This is a genomic window from Streptococcus peroris ATCC 700780, assembly GCF_000187585.1.
GTDB lineage: Bacteria > Bacillota > Bacilli > Lactobacillales > Streptococcaceae > Streptococcus > Streptococcus peroris.
In genome coordinates this window covers 109,714-128,830 of the sequence record NZ_GL732463.1, presented here as the reverse complement: position 1 = coordinate 128,830, position 19,117 = coordinate 109,714, and the positions used below count along the sequence as shown (strand labels likewise).

Sequence of the window (19,117 nt, the reverse complement as noted above, 5' to 3'; positions counted from 1 at the left end):
ATAGTTTATTTATTGTTGATTATCTCTAAAAATACAACATCTTATTTTTACACTTCAAAGTATAAATGTCAAGAATTTTTACCATTTTTTATTAAATGACCTAGCCTTAAGGCAAATTGTTCAATTTTTCAAGAAAATAGACCTTATACTTTTCATATCTCTAACACGCCAAAAGAGGGAAAGTTCCCTCTTTTAGAGTTAGTAGATTTATTCGTTTGTTTCATCTGTCTCCGCTAAGACGTCCACTTGTCCTTCTTCTTGTGAATCTACGAAAAGTGACTCTTCATTAACAGCTTGTGGTTCAAGATTGCGGTAACGAGCCATACCAGTACCTGCTGGGATGATCTTACCGATGATAACATTTTCCTTAAGTCCAAGGAGATGATCTTTCTTACCACGGATAGCCGCATCTGTAAGGACACGTGTTGTTTCCTGGAAGGAAGCTGCTGACAAGAAGCTATTTGTTTCAAGTGAGGCTTTGGTAATTCCCATAAGGACTGGGCGACCAGTCGCTGGAACACCACCTGCGATAAGGACATCTTTATTGGCATCTGTAAAGTCGTTGATATCCAAAAGTGTACCCATGAGAAGGTCTGTATCACCTGGATCCATGACACGAACTTTACGGATCATTTGACGAACCATAACCTCGATGTGTTTGTCGCCGATTTCTACCCCTTGGCTACGGTAAACTTTTTGTACTTCACCTAGGAGGTAAGTTTCAACTGACAAAACATCACGTACAGCAAGGAGACGTTTTGGTTGGATAGAACCTTCTGTAAGAGCTGCACCACGAGAGACTTGGTCTCCAACTTCTACACGCATACGGGCTGTGAATGGTACCACGTATTCGCCTTCTCCAGTTTCACCTTTAACAAAGACTTTCTTGGTACGAGTTGAAGCGTCTTCTTCGATAGCGGTAACTTGTCCTTTGACTTCTGTGATGACCGCTTCACCTTTTGGATTGCGGGCTTCAAAGATTTCTTGGACACGAGGAAGACCTTGCGTAATATCGGTATTTGAGGCAACACCACCCGTGTGGAAGGTACGCATTGTAAGCTGTGTACCAGGTTCCCCGATAGATTGGGCAGCGATGGTACCAACTGCTTCACCAACTTCAACCGCATCACCAGTTGCCAAGTTGATACCATAACAGTGACGGCAGACACCGTGACGAGTGTTACATGTAAATACAGAGCGGATAGTTACTTCTTCCACACCAGCATTGACAATTTCACGCGCCTTATCTTCGGTAATCAATTCGTCTGGGCCGATGATGACTTCACCAGTTTCTGGATGGCGAACCGTTTTCTTAGTGTAACGACCATTGAGGCGCTCTTCAAGAGACTCAATCATCTCTTTACCTTCTGTGATAGAGCGGATCAAGAGACCACGGTCTGTTCCACAGTCATCTTCACGAATGATTACGTCTTGGGCAACGTCAACCAAACGACGGGTCAAGTAACCTGAGTCGGCAGTCTTCAAGGCCGTATCGGTCATCCCTTTACGAGCACCGTGAGTTGAGAAGAACATTTCGAGTACTGACAAACCTTCACGGAAGTTTGAAAGGATTGGCAATTCCATGATACGTCCGTTCGGTGCTGCCATCAAACCACGCATACCGGCAAGTTGTGAGAAGTTTGAGATATTACCACGGGCTCCAGAATCCATCATCATAACGATTGGGTTCTTAGGATCTTGGTTGGCAACCAAACGTTTTTCTAGTTTTTCACGAGCTGCACGCCATTCAGCTGTAACAGCATTATAACGTTCATCGTCTGTGATCATACCACGGCGGAATTGTTTAGTGATTTGTTCCACACGTTTGTGTGATTCTTCGATGATTTCAGCCTTGTCTTCAACAACCGGGATATCCGCAATACCCACTGTCAATCCAGCAAGTGTTGATTGATGGTAACCTAAGTTCTTCAAACGGTCAAGGAAGGCTGAAGTTTCTGTTGTACGGAAACGTTTGAAAATTTCAGCGATGATATTTCCAAGATTTTTCTTCTTGAATGGTGGATTGATTTCCAACGCGCTAATAGCTTCATGGATATTTCCACCTAGTGGCAAGAAGTACTTATCCGAAACGCCTTCTGTCAAGTTAGCGTTTGTTGGTTCTTGCAAGTATGGTAGGCCTTCTGGCATGATATCGTTGAAGAGGATTTTACCAACAGTTGTCAGCAAGATTTTGTGTTTTTGATCCTCTGTCCATGGTTTATTCAAACTATCGGTCGTAATCCCAACACGTGAGTGTAGGTGAACATAACCATTGCGATATGCCATGACAGCTTCGTCACGGTCCTTAAAGACCATTCCTTCACCTTCACGACCAGCTTCTTCCATGGTCAAGTAATAGTTCCCCAAAACCATGTCCTGAGATGGCGTAACGACTGGTTTCCCATCTTTTGGATTCAAGATGTGTTCAGCAGCCAACATCAAGATACGAGCTTCCGCCTGTGCTTCTTCTGAAAGAGGCACGTGGATGGCCATTTGGTCCCCGTCAAAGTCGGCATTATAGGCTTCACAGGCTAGTGGATGTAAGCGAAGAGCTTTACCGTCGATCAAGACAGGTTCAAAAGCTTGAATCCCCAAACGGTGAAGGGTAGGTGCGCGGTTCAAAAGTACTGGGTGTTCTTTGATGACTTCTTCCAAGATATCCCAGATACGTTCGTCTCCACGTTCTACCAAGCGTTTTGCCGCCTTAACGTTTTGCACGATATCACGCGCTACGATTTCACGCATGACAAATGGTTTAAAGAGCTCGATTGCCATTTCACGTGGCACACCACATTGGTACATCTTAAGAGTTGGACCAACGGCAATAACAGAACGTCCTGAGAAGTCAACACGTTTACCGAGCAAGTTTTGACGGAAACGTCCTTGTTTCCCTTTGAGCATGTGGCTCAAGGATTTGAGTGGACGGCTACCAGGTCCAGTGATTGGACGACCACGGCGACCATTGTCAATCAAAGCGTCAACTGCTTCTTGAAGCATACGCTTCTCATTTTGAACGATGATACCTGGTGCATTTAACTCAAGCAAACGAGCCAAACGGTTGTTACGGTTGATCACACGACGGTAAAGGTCGTTCAAGTCAGATGAGGCAAAACGCCCACCATCCAACTGCAACATTGGACGAAGATCTGGTGGAATAACTGGCAAGATGTTAAGAACCATCCATTCAGGTTTGTTTCCAGATTTGTAAAAGGCATCCAAAACATCCAAACGGCGGATGGCTTTGACACGTTTTTGTCCAGTAGCTGTTTTCAACTCTTCTTTGAGTTCAGCAATTTCTTTTTCAAGATCAACTTGTTTCAAGAGGTCTTGGATAGCTTCGGCACCCATTTTGGCAACGAATGAACCATGACCAAATTCACGCAAGCGTTCACGGTATTCACGCTCTGTCATGATAGATTTGTGCTCAAGTGGTGTATCTTTTGGATCGATCACCACGTAAGCAGCAAAGTAGATTACTTCCTCGAGAGCACGAGGGCTCATATCAAGGGTCAAGCCCATACGGCTTGGAATTCCCTTGAAATACCAGATATGAGATACAGGAGCTTTCAACTCGATGTGTCCCATACGTTCACGACGAACTTTTGTACGCGTTACTTCAACACCACAACGGTCACAAACAATCCCTCTGTAACGAATGCGTTTGTATTTACCACAAGCACATTCCCAGTCTTTTGTAGGACCAAAGATCACTTCGTCAAAGAGCCCTTCACGTTCTGGTTTCAACGTACGGTAATTGATTGTTTCAGGTTTTTTGACTTCTCCATAAGACCATGAACGGACTTTGCTTGGAGAAGCTAGTGTGATTTGCATACTTTTAAAACGATTTACATCAACCACTATTTCTTCCCTTTCTATTTTAAGTGAACTGCTTATTCTTGTTCAGCAGCTTCTTCTGTTGTTTCCGCTTTTGCATTTTCTTCTGCATCAAAGGCTGCTTTAGCCTCCTGAGCTGCTCTTTCGCGGGCTTTTTCAAGGTCATCTACGTGGATGACATCTTCGTCCATTCCTTCATCAAGGTCACGAAGTTCCACTTCTTGATCATCTTCGTCAAGAACACGCATGTCAAGACCAAGAGATTGTAATTCTTTCACAAGAACTCGGAATGATTCTGGAACACCTGGTTTTGGAATTGGTTTTCCTTTAGTAATAGCTTCATAGGCTTTCAAACGTCCGTTGATATCGTCAGACTTGTAAGTCAAGATTTCTTGGAGGACATTTGAAGCACCATAGGCTTCAAGCGCCCAAACTTCCATCTCACCGAAACGTTGTCCACCAAACTGAGCTTTACCTCCGAGTGGTTGTTGTGTAACGGTTGAGTAAGGTCCAACTGAACGAGCGTGCAATTTATCGTCAACCATGTGGTGGAGTTTAATCATGTACATGACACCGACTGACACACGGTTATCAAATGGTTCCCCAGTACGTCCATCGTAAAGGATTGTCTTAGCATCACTATCCATACCTGCTTCTTTGACAGTGTCCCAAAGGTCTTCAGAACTTGCTCCGTCAAAGACTGGCGTTGCGATGTGAATACCAAGAGTACGAGCTGCCATACCTAGGTGAAGTTCCATAACTTGTCCGATATTCATACGTGATGGCACCCCAAGAGGGTTCAACATGATATCAACTGGAGTTCCATCTGGAAGATAAGGCATGTCTTCTACAGGAACGATACGAGAAACAACCCCTTTGTTTCCGTGACGTCCGGCCATCTTATCTCCGACCTTAATCTTACGTTTTTGTGCGATGTAGACGCGGACTAGCATGTTAACGCCAGATTGCAATTCATCACCATTTGCACGTGTAAAGATTTTAACATCACGTACGACACCATCGGCACCGTGTGGTACACGAAGAGAAGTGTCACGAACTTCACGAGATTTGTCTCCGAAGATAGCGTGCAAGAGACGTTCTTCAGCAGAAAGGTCCTTTTCACCCTTAGGTGTTACTTTACCTACAAGGATGTCCCCTTCTTTAACCTCAGCACCGATACGGATAATACCCATTTCGTCGAGGTCTTTAAGGGCATCTTCACCAACGTTTGGAATTTCACGAGTGATTTCTTCAGGCCCAAGCTTTGTATCGCGTGTTTCTGATTCGTATTCTTCAAGGTGAACAGAAGTATAAACATCATCTTTCACCAAACGTTCGCTCATGATAACGGCATCCTCGAAGTTGTAACCTTCCCATGTCATGTAGGCAACGATTGGGTTTTGCCCAAGCGCCATTTCACCTTTTTCCATTGAAGGTCCGTCTGCGATAAAGTCACCTTTTTCGACGACATCACCAACTTTAACAAGGGTACGTTGGTTGTAAGCAGTACCTGAGTTTGAACGGCGGAATTTTTGAACGTGGTATACATCAAGAGAACCATCTTCGCGGCGAACTTCTACCTTGTCAGCATCCGCATAGGTAACTTTACCATCGTATTGAGCAATAATAGCAGCTCCTGAGTCGTGGGCAGCTTGGTATTCCATACCAGTACCAACGAAAGGTGCTTTTGGATCAATCAATGGCACAGCTTGACGTTGCATGTTAGCACCCATGAGGGCACGATTGGAGTCATCGTTTTCCAAGAAAGGAATACATGCTGTCGCAACGGCAACTACCTGTTTAGGAGAAACGTCCATATAATCAACACTTGATGATGGATATTCTTGGTTAACCCCTTGGTGACGTCCCATGACAACTTTTTCTGCGAAAGTTCCATCTGCATTCAATTTTGAGTTAGCTTGCGCAACTGTGTATTCATCTTCTTCATCGGCAGTCAACCAAACGATTTCGTTGGTTACTTTACCAGTTGCACGATCTACCTTACGGTATGGTGTTTGAATGAATCCATATATGTTTAAGTGTCCATATGAAGACAAGTTGTTGATCAAACCGATGTTTGGTCCTTCAGGTGTTTCAATCGGACACATACGACCATAGTGAGTGTAGTGCACGTCACGCACTTCATATCCAGCGCGGTCACGTGTCAAACCACCAGGTCCTAAGGCAGACAAACGACGTTTGTGTGACAACTCAGAAAGTGGGTTGTGTTGGTCCATGAACTGTGACAATTGAGAAGAACCAAAGAATTCTTTGATTGCTGCAGTCACTGGACGGATGTTAATGATTTGTTGAGGTGTTAACACTTCGTTATCTTGAACAGACATACGTTCACGAACATTACGTTCCATACGTGAAAGCCCAAGACGTACTTGGTTGGCAAGCAATTCACCAACGGCACGGATACGACGATTTCCGAGGTGGTCGATATCATCGATACGACCGATGCCTTCAGCCAAGTTAAGGAAGTAGCTCATTTCAGCAAGAATATCTGCCGGAGTGATAGTGCGAACTTTATCATCTGGATTTGCATTTCCGATGATTGTTACAACACGGTCTGGATCAGTTGGTGCCACAACCTTGAATTTTTGAAGAACAACTGGTTCTGTCAATACCGCTGAGTCATTTGGAGTGTAGACAATCTTGTTCAAATCACCATCCAAGTGATCTTCGATGCTTTCAATAACATCGCGAGTCATGACAGTACCTTTTTCAACCAAGATTTCTCCTGTTTCTGGATCTACCAATGGTTCAGCGATTGTTTGGTTGAGCAAACGAGTCTTAATATTTAATTTTTTGTTAATCTTGTAGCGCCCAACAGCAGCCAAGTCATAACGACGTGGGTCGAAGAATCGAGCTACAAGCAAGGTACGTGAACTCTCAGCCGTTTTTGGCTCACCTGGACGAAGGCGTTCATAAATTTCTTTCAAAGCTTCGTCTGTACGAGAGTCCATTGGATTTTTATGGATATCTTTTTCTACAGTATTGCGAACCAATTCGCTGTCACCAAAGATATCAAAGATTTCGTCATCGCCAGAGAAACCTAGCGCACGAACCAAGGTCGTAAATGGAATTTTACGAGTACGGTCGATACGAGTGTAGGCGATATCTTTTGAGTCGCTTTCAAGTTCCAACCAAGCCCCACGGTTAGGGATAACAGTCGAACCGTAGCCCACTTTACCGTTCTTATCTACCTTATCATTAAAGTAAACACCTGGTGAGCGCACTAACTGTGATACGATGATCCGTTCACCACCGTTGATGATGAAAGTACCCATTTCAGTCATGATTGGGAAATCACCAAAGAAGACTTCTTGAGTTTTGATTTCACCTGTTTCTTTGTTAATCAAGCGGAAGGTTACAAAGATTGGCGCTGAATAGCTGGCATCATGGATACGAGCCTCTTCAAGCGTGTATTTAGGTTCTTTGATTTCGTAGCCAACAAACTCCAACTCCATAGTGTCGGTAAAGTTTGAAATTGGCAATACATCTTCAAACACTTCCTTCAGACCATGGTCTAGGAAATCTTTGAATGAATCCGTTTGAATTTCAATCAAATTTGGTAAGTCAAGAACTTCTTTAATCCTTGAAAAACTACGACGGGTACGATGTTTCCCGTATTGAACGTCATGTCCTGCCAAGATGATTCTCCTTTGTTATTAAAGATTCAAGCTTAGTAATCTAAGCCAATAATTATCATTAGATGGTTTTAAAACCCCTATCAACTTATCCCTTTCGACCAATTTTCAGAATCTTTAAATCTCTATTACAAATCCTCAAAAACCTGAAAATGAGCACAAAAAGAGCAGCTAAATCCGACTTCTCCAGTTTGATTTAACTGCTGTGAGCCTTGTCCGGACAATATTTCAGACAAAACCTACGACAAATGATTATTTACATTATACCCTATTTGGCTAGATTTTTCAAGGTTTTTTAGAGATTTTTCTCTTCCTTAAATCCGTTAATTATCTGCATCTTTCTTAAAAAACCAAGTCCATATTTAGGAAAACGCTTGCCTTAACTATCCCCTCATGCTATACTGTTATTGAAATTAATAAAATAGGAGACATTTTATGAAAACAGCAAAAACCACTGTTACAATCGTTTCTGCACTTGCATCTGTCATCTTATTGACCAGTTGTGCGACAAAATCTACAGAAACACAAACATCTGCTAATAGCTCATCTGACAATCAGATTACAATGACTTACGATCAGTTACGGTCTAGAGAAAATACCATGTCAACTCTCTGGTATCAAAAAGCCGCTGAAACAAAAGCCTTGTATCTACAAGGTTATAATGTTGCTACAGATCGTTTGAAGGAATTACTTAAAAAAGAATCAGATAAGCCTTATTCGATTGTTTTAGACTTGGATGAAACAGTCTTAGACAACAGTCCTTACCAAGTTCAAAATGTCAAAGATGGAACAGCGTTCACACCTGAAAATTGGGATGTTTGGGTCCAAAAAGCTGCAGCAAAAGCCGTTCCAGGCGCAAAAGATTTTCTTCAATTTGCTGATCAAAACGGTGTCCAAATCTACTATATTTCTGACCGCTCAGTGAGTCAAGTAGATGCTACCATTAAAAATCTAGAAAACGAAGGGATTCCTGTACAAAGTCGCGATCATCTCATGTTTTTAGAAAATGGCGTGAAATCTAAAGAAGGCCGTCGCCAAGCAGTTCAAGAAAAAACTAATCTTGTATTACTATTTGGTGATAACCTTGTAGACTTTGCAGATTTTTCTAAAACTTCTGAAGCCGACCGTGACAAACAACTTGAAGAATTGCAAAAAGAATTTGGTGAAAAATTCATCATCTTCCCAAATCCAATGTACGGATCATGGGAAACAGCAGTTTACGGTGGTAATAAACTAGATGCCAAAGGACAAGTAGAAGAACGCGAAAAAGCTTTACAAGGCTTTGACAAATAAAGTAAGCTTGAAACTGAATAAATTTATAAGTACATAAATGGGGGGCAATGGCTCTTTAACTTACAAAACTCAAAAAAGCGGACAAGAGAGGATTCTGATAATCAGAAAACTTTCCTGTCCGCTTTTATCATGTGAATCGTATCTTAATGTGCCAACATTTCTTGGGCAATTTCTTGGCCAGATAAGTTGTCTGGATAGTAGGTAGGCCAGTTGTCCATCTCTTCAAAGAGGGCTTCTTGGCTCGTTCCTCCAAAGAAAATATGGAAATGCTTTGCCTTGACTGGAGCAATATTATGATCGCTAAACTGAACATACTTGAATTGCCCGGCGTCTGCATCAGTCGCTTCAAAGAGGTAGCGAACACCTCGATTCCCCTTCTTATAAGTCAAGATTTTCTTGCCAACATACTTGTAGTTATATTTCTTACTTTGGTCACCTTGGATGAATTCCATAGTATTATCCGTAATGTTAATCTTGGTCACATCTGTTTTGTAGCCTTTTTGATAGTAGGCCTTATACTCATCCTTGGTCATCTTACCAGTCAACTTAGCCTTGTAGTCAAAGACTTGATCAAGAGTTCCATTTTCAAGGAAAGGATAGACAGACTGCCAGTTGCCAGCATAATCACTCAAGGTACGGTCCTTAACATCTGCGTCCTCAAAGTAACCATTTTGAACTGTCTTCGTTTCCTCTGTCTTTTCAGGTTCAATTGCTGGGCCTTCTTGGTCAGTGGTTTGCTTGAGGGCTTGCAAATTTTTCTCCATGATAGAGATGTAATTCTCTCCAGCCTTAGTCTCCTCTTCTGTCAGACTTTCTAAAGGATTGAGGACATCTGTCTTGACACCTGCTTCTTTTGATAACGTATTGGCAAGAGACTGCGAAGCATTTTCTTCAAAATAGATATAGGCAATTTTATTTTTCTTGACGTATTCTGTCAATTCTGCCAAACGAGCGGCTGATGGTTCTGCATCTGGAGAAAGTCCTGATATTGCGACTTGTTTAAGCCCATAGTCTAAGGCGAGATAGTTAAAGGCTGCGTGTTGAGTCACAAAGCTCTTTTGTTTTGCACTAGAAAGTCCTTCGGTGTATGCCTTGTCTAAAGCTTGTAGTTTCTCGATATAGGATGCTGCATTTTGTTCAAAAGTTGCTTTTTTATCAGGATAATCTGCTGACAAACTATCACGGATGTGCTCTACAAGCTTGATGGCACGCGAAGGAGACAACCATACATGAGGATCATATTGATGATGATGTTCTTCTCCATGATCATGGTCTCCCTCTTCTTCCTCACCACCTGGTAATAATAACATATCGCCTGTTGCTTTAATCGTATTCACTTTTTTCTGGTCTAAGGTATCCAACAATTTAGGAACCCAAGTTTCCATATTTTCATTTTCATAAACGAAGGTGTCCGCTTCTTGAATCTTAGCAACCGCCTTGGCAGACGGTTCATACTCATGAGGTTCTGTCCCAGCCCCGATTAAGAGCTCCACATTAGCAGTATCGCCTGCGACTTGCTTGGTAAACTCGTAAACAGGGTAAAATGTCGTCACGATATTGAGTTTTCCATCAGCTTGTTTTTGATGGGAACAAGCAACTAAAAAGAGCGTACATATGCTTGCTAAAAAAATTCCAATTTTTTTCATACAAATCTCCTATTTGATAAAATGTTTGAAGAGGCTGACCAATAAAAAGACAGCAACAAAAATGATAGTAATACTTGCACTTGCAGGTGTTTCTGCATAGTAGGAAATATAAAGTCCTGCCACCATACCTAGAAACCCAATAACGCAGGCAAGAATCATCACAGAACTAAAGTTTTTACCAAGGCGCAGAGCGATACTTGCTGGCAAGACCATGATAGTCGATACTAAAAGCGCACCTGCCGCTGGTATCATGAGAGCGATAGCCACACCTGTTACCATGTTAAAGAGAATGGACATGGTTCGAACTGGAAGGCCATCGACAAAAGCCGTATCTTCATCAAAGGTCAGGATATACATAGGCCTCAAAAAGAGGAAGGCCAAGATTAAAACAACCGCCGCAATGATAAAGAGCCCCACCACCTGCTCTTGACTAATGGTCACAATGGAGCCAAAGAGATACTGATCCAGACTCATAGAACTAGAACTCTTCCCCTTACTCATCACAATCAGTGAAACTGCAAGCCCTGTAGACATGAGGATAGCCGTACCAATTTCCATAAAACTCTTGTAAACCGTACGAAGATATTCAAGGAAGATCGCCGCAATCAAAACAATGGCAATGGTTGAGATGGTCGGAGAAATTCCTAAAACTAAACCAAAGGCTACCCCTGAAAGCGAGACGTGACTGAGAGTATCACTCATGAGACTTTGACGACGCAAAATTAGAAAGGTACCAAGAACTGGTGAAAATAGACTCATCGCAATAACCGCCAAAAAGGCCCGTTGCATAAAATCATAAGAAAATAGATTAAGCATGCTCCACCTCCTGGTCACTTTCATGGACATTGAAACAACGCCATGGCGAATCTTGGTCACGGACAAGGTGGATATTGCGATCTGCATAATCCTTAACTTCTTCAGGGTCGTGAGTAATCATCAGAACAGCCTTACCATGATGGTGGGCACTATGGTGCATGAGCTCATAAAATTCATTCTTGGTACCAGCGTCCATCCCTGTCGTTGGCTCATCCAAAATAAAGATATCTGGATCTGATGCAAACATACGTGCAATGACAGCCCTTTGCTTTTGCCCACCAGAAAGCGAACCAATGCGCTTATCCCGGTGCTCCCACATACCAACCGAGTTCAAACTAGCCTTGATATGTTCCTCATCGTGAGCATTTAATCGACGAAACCAACCCTTTCTTGGGAAGCGACCTGATTTGACAAATTCATAAACGGTACTTGGAAAACCCGCATTAAAACTAGCTATATGTTGGGGGAGATAGGCAATTCTTAATTTTGTCCCACGAGTGTTAGTCTTTGAAATCGTTACTTTACCAAATCTTGGCTGTAAAATACCTAAACTAGCCTTGATTAGCGTTGTCTTTGCCGCTCCATTCTCTCCAGTAAGTGTGACAAATTCCCCACTATCAACACTATAATTGATATGTTCAAGAACAGGTTCCTTGTCATAATAGAAAGATAAATCCTCAACTGTAATATATCTCATTACTTGATTTCTCCTACTAAAGCAGTTAAAAACCGCTGGATAATTTCTTGTTCATCTGGCGTGAATTGACTTGCAAGTCGCTCATAAATGGAAAGGGTATGTTCATGATGATGGTGATGTTCCTCAGCAATTGGTCGCGCTAAATCTGTCAATTGATAAAAAATCACCCGAGCATCCTTGGGGTCCTTAGAGGTTTCTAGCATCCCTTCTTTAATCAAGGATTTAACAGCCTTGGTGACAGCTGCTTGGCTGACATTTAGGCGACGCGCCAACTCCGAATTCGTTAACGATTCCTCTGATAAGAGCATCAGAATATGCTCTTGGGTATTTGTCAAAGCTACTTCACTCGTGCAATGACCAATCAAAATTTCGTGCTGGTTTTCAGATTTCAGGATTACCTCATTTAAAAATTGATCTATTTCAGTTGCTAACTGTCTCATGTATCTCTCCTTATTTTATAAACCTCATTCACATCAGAGAATATTTTTCAAAAATAGTTTACTGGTTAAGTATACCACAGTATAAAAAAAAGTCAAGAAAAATTTGAAAATATACTTTTCTTGACCTTACTTAAATGGTTAGTGAAACTCTTTTACATCTCCATCATAGGTTGCCCAATCCTTACTAAAGAAACGATTATTCAACTGGTATGTGGGAGCTGGAGTTGGGTTACTTAGAAACGGATCGACTGCTTTATCAAAGGCCAACCACCCCAACCAACCAAGATGGATAGTATCTTTCATAAAATAAGGTTTCCCCCCATCTTTTGAAAAATCAGCAATATTTGTAAAACCTTGACTCTCTAGCTGAAATCGTATCTTCTGAACTGTCGCCTGATACATTTCTTCACTAAGGCCTGTGTATTCCATCCACTTTTGGTTAGTAGGCGGTATGACAAACATCACATTAATGTTAGACTTTGCGAACTGATCCAAAATCAGTTGAAGATCGTTATACTCTGGAGATTGTAGATAAGTATAATTCTGTTGTGATCCCTTTAACTTTTCTAAATCTTTTCGAATCTGTCGATTATAGAAATTATTCTCAATTCCGAGATCATTATTATTAGTATGCTGTTTTGCATCTTCACTTACAATTTCTTCAATAGCAGAATAAGAAAACTCGTCTGGTAAAGTTTTCAAATATTTTAATACATGTTTATCATAATTCAACTGGCCTTTTAGTGAGAACTGCCCAAAAAATAAAGCTTGCTTCTTATTAAAGTTAGCTAGCCAGTCAATTGATTCACGGTCTTCCTCAGAAGTGGAATCTCCATCTGCTAGTTTTTGAACAATTTTTTTGTCTGGAACAGCTGGGTACTTCTCTAGAAGACGACTAGCTGCATATTGGCTAGCCTGATCACCAACCTGATTGTCCAAGAAACTTGTCAACTGGTCGTTATTAAAATATCGTTGAAAAGCTGCTGAGTCATACCCATTTTTACTAAACCACTGGGGTGAAATCACATAAACCGCTTCCTTATTCTCTATTTGAGGTAATATTTGTTGCATACCGAAATATTGATTCAGGGAAGCTGCTCCTGCCTGCCCCAACAAAAAAGGTCTATAGGAACGATTGTATTTTTCAGCTAATACTGCTGGGTGAGCACTGTCAAATCGAAGCCACTCACTTGAACCGAAGAAAGGAATAAAACGCATATCAGGGTCTGACAATGCCTGAACTTTCTGGATTCGTTCTTTGAAACTATCCTCCGTCACTGCGACTGCAAAATGTTTCTCGGCCTCTAAATTATGACTTGGTCTTGAGGGATATAATAGGATTAATAGAAAAGCTGCACTAGTCGCAACCACTACCGGGCCAAAAATCATCCACAAACGCTTAAGCATTCTGCAACTCCACAATTCCTGCTACGATTTTATTAGCAGTATTCCAATCATCTCTTCCAAACTCAGTTACAGGCACCTTAATATCAAAACGATTTTCGATTTCTACAATCAATTCAACCGTTCCCATGCTATCTAACACACCTGCATCAAAAAGATCTTCATCCATCATGTCGGATACATCTTCCATAAACAATTCATCAATAATTTCGATAACTTCTGATTTGATATCCATTTTTTAGTTCCTTTTATTTCTTAAACCACAAATCATTCAAAAATCCAGAGAAGATTAAGAATGAGAGCATAACAACATGGAAAGTAATAACCATTCCGAATAATTGTACCCAACGATTCTCAGGCAAGGTCGGCAACCCGGCCTTTTTACGTTCCTTATTGATTGTTTTTTTCTTGCGTATCCATGCATCATTAATCACTAAACCAACACCATGGAAAAGTCCGTAGACAATGTAATACCATGTTACACCATGCCAAAATCCCATAATCAGCATATTGACGATATAAGCTACGCTAGAGGTGACATTCCGATTTTTAAAGAGCTTCTTTCGCGTCATGACCAAAACCATGCGCATAAAGACAAAGTCCCGGAACCAAAAAGACAAACTCATGTGCCAACGATTCCAAAATTCCTTTAAATCTCTTGATAAAAATGGTTTATTGAAATTGACCGGACTACGAATTCCCATCAAATTTGAAATAGCAAGAGCAAACATCGAATAACCTGCAAAATCAAAGAACAAATCAAGCCCAAAGGTATACATGACTCCAATAACATAGATGTTGAAAGGGCCACCTGCCTGTAAGGCATGAGTTTTTAAGGAAGATAAGAATACTTCCCCGAAAATATGCGCCAAAATAAATTTGTACAAAAATCCCCACATGATAAACTTAACCGATTCATCTAACAGTTCCACCAACTCATCTCTTGATGGAATTGCCTGATAATTCTCATTAAATCGCTTAAATCGATCGATAGGACCGCTTGAAAATGTTGGCATAAAAAGTAGGAAACGAAGAAACTCCCACAAAGTGAATTCCTTAATCACACCATCTCTCAGTTCGATAATCATTCCAACCGAACGAAACGTCATGTAAGAAATTCCTAAAAACCCAAGCAAAGACTGGTTCCCGTTGATAGCAGAGTCTACCTTGACAAACATAATCGGTAAAAGCGACATAAAACTTATCAAGTAAAAAATCCACTTGTTATCATGCTTTTTTCTATAACCTTTGTAGAAAAAGACTAATACTATCTGCCACAGAACATAAGCTATCAAAGGATAGAGTTGATTCGTCTTTCCTCCAATCAACATGGTCACAATGAAGAAAAGACTTACTAACATCTCGTACCAAGCAAAACGTTTTTTAAAAAATAAACCAATAAAAATAGGTAAAGTGGCTAAGATGACGTACACAAAATACTGAGGATTCCCATAAGGCTCCAGATGAGGGAGTTGATTGAAGAAGTCCATCATCGGCTATTCACCTCATTAATCAGACCTTTAATGTCTATCTTTCCGTTTGGAGTTAGAGGGAGGCTATCTCGATAAATAAATTTTGACGGCATCATGTAAGGCATCATGATATCAGCCAAATCTGTTTTAATAGCCTTAGTCAAATCAATATCTCGTTCAAATTGCTCATGTACCCCATCTTTTAGGATGATATAAGCCAATAAATTTTGTACCTTGTGTTCCTTGTTGTAACGCGGAACTGCAACTGCAGATTCAATAAACCTGGATTTGTTTAAATTTTGAGAAACATCTTCTAGCTCAATACGATAACCGTTAAACTTGATCTGGAAGTCCATCCGTCCACCATAGAGAAGAAGGCCTTCATCTGTCATGGTTCCAACATCTCCTGTGTGGTAGGCTGGAAGACCTTCAAATTCGAAGAAGGCTTCTGCTGTCTTCTCTGGATTATTCATGTATCCTTTTGAAACGGCTGGACCAGATACGATAATCTCTCCTTGCTCACCATTTGGCAATTTATTTCCTGCCTCATCAATGATAAAGGTTGGAGAATCTTCTTTGGTATATCCGATTGGTAGACGTTTCAAGGTTGCTAACATATCATCGGTTACAGCTACTGCTGATAGAGCTACTGTTGCTTCCGTTGGACCATAGGCATTGATAATGCGTGCATTTGGGAAACGTTCACGTAGTTTTTGAGCCGTTTTAACGGTCAACTCCTCCCCATCAAAGTAGAAATGGGTAATACCTGGCAACTTTTCTGCATTGAAATCTTCAGACAACATAGCCATATCTGCAAAAGATGGCGTTGAAGTCCAGATAGCAATTGGAAGAGAAAAGATGGTCGTAAAGAGTTGTTTGAAGTCTTGAGTAATGGCTGACGGAAGGGCAAACAGCGTTCCTCCAAGAGCTAAGGTCGGTGCCCAGTACATGACAGACAAATCAAAGGAATAGGGTGGTTGGGCCAACATTTGTGGACGATTTGGCGTCGCAAATTCCTTATCCGTAATCATCCAGTTGGTAAAGCTGAGCAAGTTATCGTGCGAAATTTGTACTCCTTTTGGTTTCCCGGTTGTCCCTGAGGTAAAGATAATGTAGTAGTTGTCATCTCCCTTGACTGGATGCTGCAAGTCATAAGCATTCTGAGCTGCATAGGCCGCATGAACCTCATCTAAACTCAAAATAGGAGTGGCTCCACTTTCTAGTGGAAATTGATGAATGGCAATAATCAAGCTTGGTTCAGCCACTTCTATAATCGCAGATATGCGTTCTAAAGACGAATGACTATCAATTGGAATATAGGCATGGCCCGACTTGGTTAGAGCTACAAACGTAGCTAACATTTCATATTCCTGACCACCAAAGACGACTACAGGTGATTTTTCAGGCAACCCTAATCGATCAATAGCAGCTGCCAAACTGTCAGAGTCAGTTTTTAAATCTCTATAAGTATGCTCCTCACCTAATACATTATAAACAGGAAAAAACGGCTGACTTTGAGCAAAATTCTCAATCGTTTCAATCATATCTGTAATGAGTTTATTTGGCATGATAACGTTTCTCTCCTTGACTCTTAAAATTCATTGTATATAAAAGTGCCTTGCCCTTGGCTGTGATAACTAAAGAAATAAAGCAAGCCTAATACAATCAAAAAATATAGCAAGGTTCGGCCTAAAAATACATACACATTTTTATATTTTTTCATCTTTTCCTATCTTTTCACAGTGAATAGAAACAATTCACATCTATACATTTACAACATTATCTATTTTACCATTTTACCACTTTATCATTTTATTTTTCAACTGTTTTTTGTATATTTTAGTGACTTTTCAGATAATTTTAAGATAGTCTCTCAAATTTCCTGACTTCACACAAGTTTAATGACTATTTGTACGATGATTCGTAATGACGAATACATTTCTCCTTTCTAACAAACAATCAAACACACTACTCCCCCTTTAATAGTTTTTGTGCTAAAATAGTAACTATGGATAAAATTATTAAAACAATATCAGAAAGTGGTGCTTTTCGTGCTTTTGTCCTTGACAGCACAGAGACCGTCCGCACTGCTCAAGAAAAACATCAAACGCAAGCTAGTTCAACAGTAGCTCTTGGTCGAACTCTTATCGCTAGCCAAATTCTTGCAGCCAATGAAAAAGGAGATACAAAGCTAACTGTTAAGGTTCTTGGTTCTAGTTCATTAGGCGCCATCATTACTGTAGCTGATACAAAAGGAAACGTCAAAGGTTACGTGCAAAATCCCGGTGTCGATATTAAAAAGACCGCAACCGGTGAAGTCTTAGTGGGGCCATTTGTCGGAAACGGAGAGTTCTTGGTCATTACTGACTACGGTACTGGAAACCCATATAACTCCATGACCCCTCTTGTTACCGGTGAAATAGGTGAAGACTTGGCCTTTTATCTGACTGAAAGCCAACAAACGCCTTCAGCAGTTGGGCTCAATGTACTTTTAGACGAAAACGACGAGGTCAAGGTCGCAGGTGGTTTCCTCGTTCAAGTTTTACCAGATGCTAAAGAAGAAGAGATTGCTCGTTTTGAAAAACGTATCCAAGAGATGCCTGCTATCTCAACACTCCTTGAAAGTGAAGATCATATTGAATCCCTTCTCAAGGCAATCTATGGTGATGATCCCTACAAACGTCTGTCAGAAGAAGAACTGCGCTTCCAGTGTGACTGCAGCCGTGAACGCTTCTTGAACGCTCTAGCAAGCCTCCCAAGTTCAGATTTGCAGGAAATGAAGGATGAAGACCACGGGGCAGAAATCACCTGTCAATTCTGCCAATCACACTACCACTTTGACGAAAAGGACTTGGAGGAACTCATTCGTGACAAATCTTAATACACCTTTTATGATTGGTAACGTTGAGATTCCCAATCGAACAGTTTTAGCACCCATGGCTGGCGTAACCAACTCAGCCTTCCGTACCATTGCTAAAGAACTCGGAGCTGGACTTGTTGTCATGGAAATGGTCTCTGACAAAGGAATCCAATATAACAACGAAAAGACTCTTCATATGCTTCACATCGATGAGGGAGAAAACCCAGTTTCGATCCAACTTTTCGGAAGCGACGAAGATAGCCTAGCACGCGCAGCAGAATTCATCCAAGAAAATACCAAGACCGATATCGTCGATATCAACATGGGCTGCCCAGTCAATAAAATCGTCAAAAACGAGGCTGGTGCGATGTGGCTCAAGGATCCAGACAAGATCTACTCAATCATCAATAAAGTCCAATCTGTCCTTGATATCCCTCTCACTGTCAAAATGCGTACAGGCTGGTCTGACCCATCCCTAGCAGTAGAAAACGCCCTCGCTGCTGAATCTGCAGGTGTTTCTGCCCTTGCCATGCACGGTCGTACCCGTGAACAAATGTATACTGGCCATGCAGACCTCGAAACCCTTCACAAGGTTGCCCAAGCTCTTACAAAAATTCCATTTATCGCAAATGGAGATATCCGTACGGTTCAAGACGCCAAACAACGCATCGAAGAAGTCGGGGCTGATGCTGTTATGATTGGTCGCGCTGCTATGGGGAATCCTTATCTCTTCAACCAAATCAATCACTACTTCGAAACAGGAGAAATCCTGCCTGATTTGACCTTTGAAGACAAGATGAAAATCGCCTACGAACATTTAAAACGCTTGATTGATCTCAAGGGAGAAAAGGTTGCTGTCCGTGAATTCCGTGGACTAGCTCCTCACTATCTCCGTGGAACATCTGGAGCAGCTAAACTTCGTGGAGCAATTTCACAAGCTAGCACTCTGGCAGAAATTGAAGCACTCTTACAATTAGATAAAGCATAATCTTCTATTTC

Annotated in this window: 14 protein-coding genes; 3 read left to right on the top strand and 11 right to left on the bottom strand. The window is 41.3% G+C overall.

Translation table 11 applies throughout. The features are described from left to right. Positions 1–207: 207 nt before the first annotated feature. Positions 208–3,858: a DNA-directed RNA polymerase subunit beta' gene (gene rpoC / locus HMPREF9180_RS02500; RefSeq protein WP_025168575.1), complete on the bottom strand. Its 3,651-nt coding sequence runs from the start codon at positions 3,856–3,858 to the stop codon at positions 208–210. A 32-nt stretch (positions 3,859–3,890) separates the two neighbouring features. Beyond that, a complete protein-coding gene (gene rpoB / locus HMPREF9180_RS02495; RefSeq protein WP_006144788.1) occupies positions 3,891–7,493 on the bottom strand; it encodes a DNA-directed RNA polymerase subunit beta in 3,603 nt (1,200 codons plus the stop codon). 432 nt (positions 7,494–7,925) lie between these two features. On the opposite strand from rpoB, the gene HMPREF9180_RS02490 reads away from it, so the two are divergent. Continuing rightward, on the top strand, positions 7,926–8,783 hold the full coding sequence (locus tag HMPREF9180_RS02490; protein WP_006144787.1) for a 5'-nucleotidase, lipoprotein e(P4) family: 858 nt from the start codon (positions 7,926–7,928) through the stop codon (positions 8,781–8,783). Between the two features lie 143 nt (positions 8,784–8,926). Here the strand turns inward: HMPREF9180_RS02490 and HMPREF9180_RS02485 are convergent, their stop codons facing one another. The 9 genes from HMPREF9180_RS02485 to HMPREF9180_RS10080 form a co-directional block, all read right to left on the bottom strand. Further along, positions 8,927–10,429, bottom strand: coding sequence for a zinc ABC transporter substrate-binding protein AdcA (locus HMPREF9180_RS02485; protein WP_006144785.1), 1,503 nt, complete (start codon positions 10,427–10,429; stop codon positions 8,927–8,929). Positions 10,430–10,438: 9 nt separating this feature from the next. Next, complete coding sequence (locus HMPREF9180_RS02480) at positions 10,439–11,245, bottom strand: metal ABC transporter permease (protein WP_006144783.1); 807 nt, start codon at positions 11,243–11,245, stop codon at positions 10,439–10,441. Continuing rightward, entirely contained in the window at positions 11,238–11,942 is a 705-nt protein-coding gene (locus HMPREF9180_RS02475) for a metal ABC transporter ATP-binding protein (protein ID WP_006144781.1), read from the bottom strand. Before HMPREF9180_RS02475 ends, HMPREF9180_RS02480 begins: the two co-directional genes overlap by 8 nt. Further along, a complete protein-coding gene (adcR, locus tag HMPREF9180_RS02470) occupies positions 11,942–12,382 on the bottom strand; it encodes a zinc-dependent transcriptional regulator AdcR (RefSeq protein WP_006144780.1) in 441 nt (146 codons plus the stop codon). Before adcR ends, HMPREF9180_RS02475 begins: the two co-directional genes overlap by 1 nt. A gap of 138 nt (positions 12,383–12,520) precedes the next feature. Next, entirely contained in the window at positions 12,521–13,789 is a 1,269-nt protein-coding gene (gene dltD / locus HMPREF9180_RS02465; protein WP_006144778.1) for a D-alanyl-lipoteichoic acid biosynthesis protein DltD, read from the bottom strand. Further along, on the bottom strand, positions 13,782–14,021 hold the full coding sequence (gene dltC / locus HMPREF9180_RS02460; RefSeq protein WP_006144777.1) for a D-alanine--poly(phosphoribitol) ligase subunit DltC: 240 nt from the start codon (positions 14,019–14,021) through the stop codon (positions 13,782–13,784). The genes dltD and dltC overlap by 8 nt, the downstream gene beginning before the upstream one ends. A 13-nt stretch (positions 14,022–14,034) precedes the next feature. Then, a complete protein-coding gene (dltB, locus tag HMPREF9180_RS02455) occupies positions 14,035–15,279 on the bottom strand; it encodes a D-alanyl-lipoteichoic acid biosynthesis protein DltB (RefSeq protein WP_006144776.1) in 1,245 nt (414 codons plus the stop codon). Continuing rightward, a complete protein-coding gene (dltA, locus tag HMPREF9180_RS02450; RefSeq protein WP_006144775.1) occupies positions 15,276–16,826 on the bottom strand; it encodes a D-alanine--poly(phosphoribitol) ligase subunit DltA in 1,551 nt (516 codons plus the stop codon). Before dltA ends, dltB begins: the two co-directional genes overlap by 4 nt. 23 nt (positions 16,827–16,849) lie before the next feature. Continuing rightward, positions 16,850–16,981, bottom strand: a complete 132-nt coding sequence (locus HMPREF9180_RS10080; RefSeq protein WP_029745391.1) for a teichoic acid D-Ala incorporation-associated protein DltX — start codon at positions 16,979–16,981, stop codon at positions 16,850–16,852. Positions 16,982–17,266: 285 nt separating this feature from the next. On the opposite strand from HMPREF9180_RS10080, the gene hslO reads away from it, so the two are divergent. Both hslO and dusB read left to right on the top strand, forming a co-directional pair. Continuing rightward, on the top strand, positions 17,267–18,139 hold the full coding sequence (gene hslO, locus HMPREF9180_RS02445; protein ID WP_006144774.1) for an Hsp33 family molecular chaperone HslO: 873 nt from the start codon (positions 17,267–17,269) through the stop codon (positions 18,137–18,139). Continuing rightward, entirely contained in the window at positions 18,126–19,106 is a 981-nt protein-coding gene (dusB, locus tag HMPREF9180_RS02440; protein ID WP_006144773.1) for a tRNA dihydrouridine synthase DusB, read from the top strand. The genes hslO and dusB overlap by 14 nt, the downstream gene beginning before the upstream one ends. Positions 19,107–19,117: the final 11 nt, after the last annotated feature.

What these genes read in the sequence shown, in the direction of transcription:
- HMPREF9180_RS02490 (WP_006144787.1), top strand. Translation starts at nt 7,926, where the DNA reads ATGAAAACAGCAAAAACCACTGTTACAATCGTTTCTGCACTTGCATCT.
- HMPREF9180_RS02485 (WP_006144785.1), bottom strand. Translation starts at nt 10,429, where the DNA reads ATGAAAAAAATTGGAATTTTTTTAGCAAGCATATGTACGCTCTTTTTA.
- HMPREF9180_RS02480 (WP_006144783.1), bottom strand. Translation starts at nt 11,245, where the DNA reads ATGCTTAATCTATTTTCTTATGATTTTATGCAACGGGCCTTTTTGGCG.
- HMPREF9180_RS02475 (WP_006144781.1), bottom strand. Translation starts at nt 11,942, where the DNA reads ATGAGATATATTACAGTTGAGGATTTATCTTTCTATTATGACAAGGAA.
- adcR (WP_006144780.1), bottom strand. Translation starts at nt 12,382, where the DNA reads ATGAGACAGTTAGCAACTGAAATAGATCAATTTTTAAATGAGGTAATC.
- dltD (WP_006144778.1), bottom strand. Translation starts at nt 13,789, where the DNA reads ATGCTTAAGCGTTTGTGGATGATTTTTGGCCCGGTAGTGGTTGCGACT.
- dltC (WP_006144777.1), bottom strand. Translation starts at nt 14,021, where the DNA reads ATGGATATCAAATCAGAAGTTATCGAAATTATTGATGAATTGTTTATG.
- dltB (WP_006144776.1), bottom strand. Translation starts at nt 15,279, where the DNA reads ATGATGGACTTCTTCAATCAACTCCCTCATCTGGAGCCTTATGGGAAT.
- dltA (WP_006144775.1), bottom strand. Translation starts at nt 16,826, where the DNA reads ATGCCAAATAAACTCATTACAGATATGATTGAAACGATTGAGAATTTT.
- HMPREF9180_RS10080 (WP_029745391.1), bottom strand. Translation starts at nt 16,981, where the DNA reads ATGAAAAAATATAAAAATGTGTATGTATTTTTAGGCCGAACCTTGCTA.
- hslO (WP_006144774.1), top strand. Translation starts at nt 17,267, where the DNA reads ATGGATAAAATTATTAAAACAATATCAGAAAGTGGTGCTTTTCGTGCT.